The sequence below is a fragment of the Ancylobacter gelatini genome (assembly GCF_022601675.1).
Lineage (GTDB): Bacteria > Pseudomonadota > Alphaproteobacteria > Rhizobiales > Xanthobacteraceae > Ancylobacter > Ancylobacter gelatini.
The window spans coordinates 174028-181923 of sequence record NZ_JAKVIL010000011.1; the positions used below are offsets into that span (position 1 = coordinate 174028).

Annotated in this window: 8 protein-coding genes; 4 read left to right on the top strand and 4 right to left on the bottom strand. The window is 67.0% G+C overall.

The features are described 5' to 3' along the window. Positions 1-50 precede the first annotated feature (50 nt). The 3 genes from MKI84_RS17905 to MKI84_RS20700 all read left to right on the top strand — a co-directional run bounded on the left by MKI84_RS17905 (position 51) and on the right by MKI84_RS20700 (position 3332). Positions 51-1346 (top strand): adenylosuccinate synthase, encoded by a 1296-nt coding sequence (locus tag MKI84_RS17905; protein ID WP_241621610.1) that lies wholly within the window; start codon positions 51-53, stop codon positions 1344-1346. A gap of 42 nt (positions 1347-1388) precedes the next feature. Continuing rightward, on the top strand, positions 1389-2972 hold the full coding sequence (locus MKI84_RS17910) for a hypothetical protein (RefSeq protein WP_241621611.1): 1584 nt from the start codon (positions 1389-1391) through the stop codon (positions 2970-2972). 231 nt (positions 2973-3203) lie between these two features. Then, entirely contained in the window at positions 3204-3332 is a 129-nt protein-coding gene (locus MKI84_RS20700; RefSeq protein ID WP_281063252.1) for a hypothetical protein, read from the top strand. 125 nt (positions 3333-3457) lie between these two features. Here the strand turns inward: MKI84_RS20700 and sucD are convergent, their stop codons facing one another. The 4 genes from sucD to MKI84_RS17930 all read right to left on the bottom strand — a co-directional run bounded on the left by sucD (position 3458) and on the right by MKI84_RS17930 (position 7445). Continuing rightward, positions 3458-4354, bottom strand: a complete 897-nt coding sequence (gene sucD, locus MKI84_RS17915; RefSeq protein WP_241621612.1) for a succinate--CoA ligase subunit alpha — start codon at positions 4352-4354, stop codon at positions 3458-3460. Beyond that, positions 4354-5553 (bottom strand): ADP-forming succinate--CoA ligase subunit beta, encoded by a 1200-nt coding sequence (sucC, locus tag MKI84_RS17920; RefSeq protein WP_241621613.1) that lies wholly within the window; start codon positions 5551-5553, stop codon positions 4354-4356. The genes sucD and sucC overlap by 1 nt, the downstream gene beginning before the upstream one ends. Before the next feature lie 112 nt (positions 5554-5665). Continuing rightward, positions 5666-6439: a fumarylacetoacetate hydrolase family protein gene (locus MKI84_RS17925; RefSeq protein WP_241621614.1), complete on the bottom strand. Its 774-nt coding sequence runs from the start codon at positions 6437-6439 to the stop codon at positions 5666-5668. Positions 6440-6467: 28 nt separating this feature from the next. Next, complete coding sequence (locus tag MKI84_RS17930; RefSeq protein WP_241621615.1) at positions 6468-7445, bottom strand: 2-dehydropantoate 2-reductase; 978 nt, start codon at positions 7443-7445, stop codon at positions 6468-6470. Positions 7446-7608: 163 nt separating this feature from the next. Between MKI84_RS17930 and MKI84_RS17935 the strand changes: the two genes are divergently transcribed. Next, positions 7609-7896, top strand: a 288-nt coding sequence (locus MKI84_RS17935; RefSeq protein ID WP_241621616.1) for a hypothetical protein, incomplete at its 3' end; no start/stop codon positions are given.

Genomic DNA, 7896 nt, shown 5'->3' on the forward strand with positions numbered 1-7896 from the left:
TGTGGACCACGGCCCGGCCGTGCCGTCCGCCGCAATCAGGAGCTTGGCACGTGGCGAACGTGGTCGTCGTCGGTTCCCAGTGGGGCGACGAGGGTAAGGGCAAGATCGTCGATTGGCTCAGCGAGCAGGCGGACGTCGTCGTCCGCTTCCAGGGCGGGCATAATGCCGGCCATACGCTCGTTGTAGGCAACACCACCTACAAGCTGTCGCTGCTGCCGTCCGGTCTGGTACGCGGCGCGCGGCTGTCGGTGATCGGCAATGGCGTGGTGCTGGACCCGTGGGCGCTGGTCGACGAGATCGGCCGCATCCGTGGGCAGGGCGTGGAAGTGACGCCCGATCGCCTGCGCGTGGCCGAGAACGTCACGCTGATCCTGCCGCTGCACCGCGAGCTCGACGCCATCCGCGAGAACGCCGCAGCCTCCGGCACCAAGATCGGCACCACCAAGCGCGGCATCGGTCCGGCTTATGAGGACAAGGTGGGCCGCCGCGCGATCCGCCTGATGGACCTCGCCTATCCCGACACGCTGGACGCCAAGATCGAGCGCCTGCTCGCCCATCACAACCCGCTGCGCCGCGGCCTTGGCATCGAGGAAGTCGATGCACAGGGCCTGCGCGAGGCGCTGCTGGCGATCGCCCCGCAGGTGCTGCCCTTCATGGACCGCACCTGGGCGCTGCTCGACGACGAGCGCCGGCACGGCTCGAAGATCCTGTTCGAGGGTGCGCAGGGCGCGCTGCTCGACGTCGACCACGGCACCTACCCGTTCGTGACCTCGTCCAACACGGTGGCCGCCCAGGCGGCGACCGGCTCGGGCCTCGGGCCGGGCGCGGTGGGTTATGTGCTCGGCATCACCAAGGCCTACACCACCCGCGTCGGCGAGGGCCCGTTCCCGAGCGAGCTGGGTGACGAGATCGGCCGGCGCATCGGCGAGCGCGGCCATGAATTCGGCACCGTGACCGGCCGGCCGCGCCGCTGCGGGTGGTTCGACGCCGTGCTGGTGCGCCAGACCGTGCGCACCTCCGGCATCAACGGCATCGCGCTGACCAAGCTGGACGTGCTCGACGGCTTCACCGAGCTGAAGGTCTGCACCAAGTACCGGCTCGGCGACCGGGAGCTGGATTATTTTCCGGCCGGCCAGGATGCGCAGGCCCATGTCGAGCCGATCTATGAGACCATCGCCGGATGGACCGAATCGACGGCGGGCGCGCGCTCCTGGGCGGACCTGCCGGCCGAGGCGGTGAAATATGTGCGCCGGATCGAGGAACTTATCGGCTGTCCGGTGGCTCTGCTGTCCACGAGCCCGGAACGGGATGATACGATCCTCGTCCAGAATCCCTTTGAATCATGAGCGCTGCCGCCTTCCGGCTCCAGCGCGTGACCGCATAGCGTAATGGCTGATTATTATCCGCTCCTCGCGCGCGCCATTGGCGGGCTCCCGAACAAGGGTCGGGACGCCCGCAACGTGGTTTTTGAACGCGCGCGCAAGGCCCTGCTGGCGCAGCTCCGCAATGCCGACCCGCCGCTGCGCGAGGAAGACATCACGCGCGAGCAGTCCTCGCTGGAGGACGCGATCCGCCGGCTGGAGCTGGATTACGCCGAGCCGCCGGCGGCCGCGCCTGCGATCGAGCCCCCGCCCGCACCCGAGCCGGCCGAGAGCGCCGCTCCGGAACCGGCGCCGGACGAGCCTGCCGACCGCGAGCCCACATTTGACGAGCCTGCCCCGGCCGAAGATGTGGCGCCGGAGCCGGCGGCGTCGCCCGACGTCGAGGCGCCGGTTGCCGCCGGTGATCCCGCACCCCGGCCATCCGAGTCCCGTTTTGGTGCGGCGCGCTATGAAGCGGCGCAGCCGCGCGAGGCCGGGACGTTCGGGCTCGGTCCGCTCGCGGCCCCGGCGTCGCCCGCGCCCCGTGTCGAGCCCGACGAGCTGGAAGGCTATGAGGATCTGGTGGAGGCCGCGGCGCAGCGCCGGGCGTCCAATGGGGACTGGCATGGAGAACCGCCGGCCCAGGGCGCTGATTTCGGCGCGTTGCGGCCGGGCGACACCGACACCGCGCGCGGACCCGCCGAGCGCGGCGGCGAGATCGACGGCCGCCATCCCGACAGTTTTGACGACGAGACGCCCCGGCGCGGGCGTGGCCTGCTGATCGCGATCGCGATTCTGGTGGTGCTCGCCGCGCTCGGTGTGGTGGGCTACCTCAAGAGCGACGCCCTTGTCGCGATGTTCAACGGCGCGTCCGCGCCGCCGGAGCTGCGTGGCGACGAGCCGCCGGTCGCCTCCGCGCCGGCCACGCCTGAAGTGTCGAAATCCACCGATCGTATCGCGCAGGCGCCGACCACCAACGGCCAGCGTGTTGCCCCCGCCCAGCCGGGCGTCCAGACGCTGGGCGTGGCCGAGCGGGCGGTGCTGTTCGAGGAAAGCGCCGGCGGCGGCGACCAGGGCCTCCAGCAATTCGTCGGCTCCGTGGTCTGGAGCACCGATACGTTCAGCCCCGGCGACGGTATGGCGCCCGATATCGGCATCAAGGCCGAGATCACCATTCCCGACCGCGGCATCAAGGCGACGCTGCGGCTGCGGCGCAACCAGGATGCCAGCATCCCGGCCTCGCACATCGTCGAGATCCAGTACGAGCTGCCGCCGAATTTCGACCTCGGCAATGTTCAGAATGTGCCGGGCATCCGCGCCAAGGCGTCCGAGGGCGCGCAGGGCGCGCCGCTGACGGGCCTCGCGGTGCGGGTGGCGCCCGGCTACTTCCTGATCGGGCTTTCCGCGCTCGATATCGAGCGCCAGCGCAATCTCGGCCTGCTGATCACGCGCAACTGGATCGACCTGCCGATGGTGTTCGAGAATGGCCGCCGCGCCATTCTGGTGCTGGAAAAGGGCGTGCCGGGCGATCAGGCCTTCCGCCAGACCTTCAGCGCCTGGGGCCTGCCGCTGCCGCCGCAGGAAGCCCCGCAGGGCGCGCCCGCGCAATAGCTCCGGCCGCCCTCATCGGCCTAAAGCCTGTTATCGTAGGGCATCGCGCGCCGCCGCCGGCGTGCGCGAGCGGCTTGCCGTGTCTTCCGCATTCACACGGTAGGTTCCGCCGCGGACGGCCGGGGCCATGCGTTCCGTGCATGCTTGGTTTCTGGCATTAGGTATACCAGATACGCGAGCCTCGGGTGTACGCTGCACCGCAGCACAGCCCCCGAGACCGGAGAACGCCGCATGTTCGCGCAGGTCATGCCCATATTGTCGTTGCTCATCCTCTGCCACGCCTGGATGACCATCGAGGTCGCGCATCTGCTTGAAGTGGATGGCGAGCACGCCCTCGCGCCGGAATGCTATCCGGTGTGAGCCGGCAGGCCCGTCGTCGCGCTACCTCCCGGCCGTCGCGCCGCCACCCGTCCATTCCCGCATGAAAAAACCCCGCGCCGTGACAGCGCGGGGTTTCTCTAACAGGCGTCGGTGACGGCGGAGCCTCAGGCGGCGGCGCGCTTGTTGAGCACTTCCACCAGGGTCTTGCCGAGGCGCGCCGGCGAGGGCGAAACCACGACCCCGGCTTCTTCCATCGCCGCGATCTTGTCTTCCGCGCCGCCCTTGCCGCCGGAAATGATGGCGCCGGCATGGCCCATGCGGCGGCCGGGAGGGGCGGTGCGGCCGGCGATGAAGCCCACCATCGGCTTCTTGCGCCCGCGCTTGGCTTCGTCCTTGAGGAACTGGGCCGCGTCCTCTTCCGCCGAGCCGCCGATCTCGCCGATCATCACGATCGACTCGGTGGCGTCGTCGGCCAGGAACATTTCCAGCACGTCGATGAACTCGGTGCCCTTGACCGGATCGCCGCCGATGCCGACCGCGGTGGTCTGGCCGAGGCCTTCCTGCGAGGTCTGGAACACGGCTTCATAGGTCAGCGTGCCGGAGCGCGAGACCACGCCGACCGAGCCCTTCTTGAAGATGTTGGCCGGCATGATGCCGATCTTGGATTCGCCGGCGGTGACGATGCCGGGGCAGTTCGGGCCGACGAGGCGCGACTTCGAACCGTCCAGCGCGCGACGCACCTTCACCATGTCGAGCACTGGAATGCCCTCGGTGATGCAGACGATGAGCGGGATTTCCGCCGCGATCGCCTCGCAGATGGCATCGGCCGCGCCCGGAGGCGGCACATAGATCACCGAGGCGTCGGCCCCGGTCTTCTCCATCGCCTCGGCCACGGTGTCGAACACCGGCAGGCCGAGATGGGTGGAGCCGCCCTTGCCGGGCGAGGTGCCGCCGACGACCTTGGAGCCGTAGGCGAGGGCCTGCTCGGAATGGAACGTGCCGTTCTTTCCGGTGAAGCCCTGGGTGATGATCTTGGTTTCTTTGGTGATGAGCACAGACATCAGGCGGCTCCCTGCACGGCCTTGACGATCTTCTGGGCGGCGTCGTCGAGATCATCCGCCGGGATGACATTCAGACCGCTGTCGCGGATGATCTGTTTGCCTTCCTCGACATTTGTTCCCTCGAGGCGCACCACCAGCGGAACCTCGAGCCCGACCGCCTTCACCGCGGCGATGACGCCGCGCGCGATGACGTCGCACTTCATGATGCCGCCGAAGATGTTGACGAGGATGCCCTTCACGTTCGGATCGGAGGTGATGATCTTGAACGCGGCGGTCACCTTCTCTTCCGTGGCGCCGCCGCCGACGTCGAGGAAGTTGGCGGGCGATTCCCCATAGAGCTTGATGATGTCGAGCGTGGCCATGGCCAGGCCCGCGCCGTTGACCATGCAGCCGATCGTGCCGTCCAGCGCGATATAGGCGAGGTCATACTTGGAGGCCTCGATTTCCTTGGCGTCCTCCTCGGTCTCGTCGCGCAGCGACATCACGTCGGCGTGGCGATAGAGCGAGTTGGAATCGAAGGAGATCTTGGCGTCGAGGCACTTCAGCTCGCCGCCCTTGGTGACGACCAGCGGGTTGATCTCGAGCATCGCCATGTCCTTGGCGACGAAGGCCTTGTAGAGCTTCTCGACCAGCGCACCCGCCTGCTTGGCGAGGTCGCCGGAGAGGTTGAGCGCCTTGGCGACGGTGCGGCCATGATGCGGCATCACGCCGGTGGCCGGATCGACGGCGAAGGTGTGGATCTTCTCGGGGGTCGAATGCGCGACTTCCTCGATGTCCATGCCGCCTTCGGTCGAGACCACGAAGGCCACCCGCGAGGTCTCGCGGTCGACGAGGGCGGAGAGGTAGAACTCCTTGTCGATGTCGGAGCCTTCCTCGATATAGACCCGGTTGACCTGCTTGCCGGCGGGGCCGGTCTGGATCGTCACCAGGGTCTTGCCGAGAATCTGCTTGGCGTTCGCGGCGGCCTCGGCAGCGGACTTGACGACGCGCACGCCGCCCTTCTCGCCGGCATCGGCTTCCTTGAACTTGCCCTTGCCACGCCCGCCGGCATGGATCTGGCTCTTCACCACCCATACCGGGCCGGCGACCTTCGCGGCCGCGGCGTCAGCCTCGGCGGCATCCAGAATCGCGACGCCGTTCGGCACCGGGACCCCGAATTCGCGGAGCACTCCCTTGGCCTGATACTCATGGATATTCATTAATCCCGCTCCTCCACAACCGGACGGCCGGAAGCAGACATGCGGCAACCCGCACGCCCCTCCCGTCGATTGGCGTATCCTATTCCCCTATAGGCGCAACAGTGCCGAGACGCTACTGCACAAAAGTGTTGCTCAGCGTCCCGATGCCTTCGATCACGATGTCGACCGAATTGGACGGGTCCTTCATCGTGCCGACGCCGATCGAGGTGCCGCAGCAGATCACGTCGCCGGGGTTCAGCGTCATGTCGTGCGAGATACGGCTGACCAGCTGGCGCGCCGAGAACACCATGTCGCTGATCGGGTAGCGCTGGCGCTCCGCGCCGTTCAGCACGGTGCGCACGACCAGGCTGGCCGGATCGATGCCGGTGACGATCGCCGGGCCGAAGGGGCCGAAGCTGTCGAAGCTCTTGGCGCGCACCCACTGGGCGAAGGTGGCGTCCTTGTTGATGATGTCGGCGGCCGTGATGTCGTTGACGCAGGTATAGCCGAAGATGAAGCCGTCGGCCTCTTCCTCGGAAACCGCGGTCGCCGTCTTGCCGATGACGATGCCGAGTTCGCCCTCATAGACGACCTTGCCGTCATAGGAGGCGGGGCGGGGCACCGTGGCGCCCGGCGTGGTGATGCAGGACGGCGCTTTCAGCAGATAGAGCGGATCCGCCGGGACCGGCGAATTCAGCTTGGCCGCCAATGCGTGGAAATTGTTCCACAGCGCGATCATCTTGCTCGGCTCGCAGGGCGCCAGCAGTTCGACCTCGGCGAGCGCAATGCGCTCGCCGGTCGACTGGTTGGCGCCGAACATGTCGCCGCTGTGAACCGTGATGGTGTCGCTCTCGAGCGTGCCGAAGCCGGCCGCGCCCGCGTGCTGGTAACGAACCCAATGTGTCATTGTGATGCTTGATCTCGAACGCGCAGGTTCAGTTGTAGCAGCCGGCGATCTGGGCACGCTGGCGAACCAGGGCCAGAACGGTGTCGATGGTCGGGGTCGAGATGCCGGCAAGGCGCCCCATCTCCTGAACCACGGTCACCAGCGGATCGATCTCCATCGGGCGCGAGCGCTCGAGGTCCTGCAGCATCGAGGTCTTGTGGGCCCCGACCGCGCCGGCGCCATCGATGCGGCGCTCCACGCCCACGCGGAAATTGACGCCGGACTGGACGGCGATTTCCTGGGCTTCGAGCATCATCGACTTGGCCACGGCGCGGGTGCCGGGGTCGGAGGCGATGGTGTCGAGCGTGGCATGGGTGAGCGCGCTGATCGGGTTGAAGCACAAATTGCCCCACAGCTTCAGCCACAGCTCGTCGCGGATGTTCGGCATCACCGGCGCGCGCATGCCGCCGGCGGCGAACGCCTCGGACAGCTTGGTGGCGCGCTCGGTGATCTCGCCCGAGGGCTCGCCGAGCGGGAACTTGTCGCCATAGACGTGCTGGATGACACCCGGCGCGACCACTTCGGTCGCGGGATAGACGATGCAGCCGATGGCGCGCTCGGGGCGCAGGCCATGCCACTGCTTGCCGCCCGGATCGACGCTTTCCAGCGTCTTGTTCTCCAGATGATCGCCGTGCTTGTAGTAATACCAGTAGGGAACACCGTTCACCGCGGTCACGACGGCGGTGTCGTTGCCCAGCAGGGGCTGCATGGCGTCGACGACGCTCGGCACCGAATGGGCCTTCAGCGCGACGATGACATAATCCTGCGGACCAAGATCGGCCGGATTGTCCGAACAGGGAATGTGCTCGACGCGCTCTTCGCCGTCGATGAGAAGCTTGAGGCCATTGGCCTTCATGGCTTCGAGATGCGCGCCGCGAGCGACCAGGCTCACATCGACACCAGCCCGCTTGAGCTGAACGCCGACATAACCGCCGATGGCGCCGGCACCATAGATGCAGACCTTCATTTGGCTCCCTCCTGTGTTCCGGGACCGGCTGTGTCGTGCCCCGGACTCTTGTTTGGTATTTTGTATGCCATGAAAGGGGAGATTGGTCCCTCAGTCAAGAGCAATCGTGCAGCCGTGATAATACGTCGCGCATGTGGGGCCGGCTTCGCGGGTGGAGCGGAGCGTGTTTGCGACGCGTGATGAAGTTATGTCGACATATGGCATGTTGTCCACGGTGTGGAACGAAGAACAATTGTCTCCTCGCGCGCACAAAAAACTGCCCCGGCAGTGGGTTTCACTACCGGGGCAGCAATGCTTACTTTTATCTCGGGTCGACTCCCGTCAGGCCTCAGCGGCACCAGCGGGAAAAACTGAATTCATTATTCAGTTGCGCTCACGCGCCGATCCGGCCTCACGCGTCGGGGGCGACGGTGTGGTTGGCCATGATCTCCAGCGCCTTCACCAGCGCCGA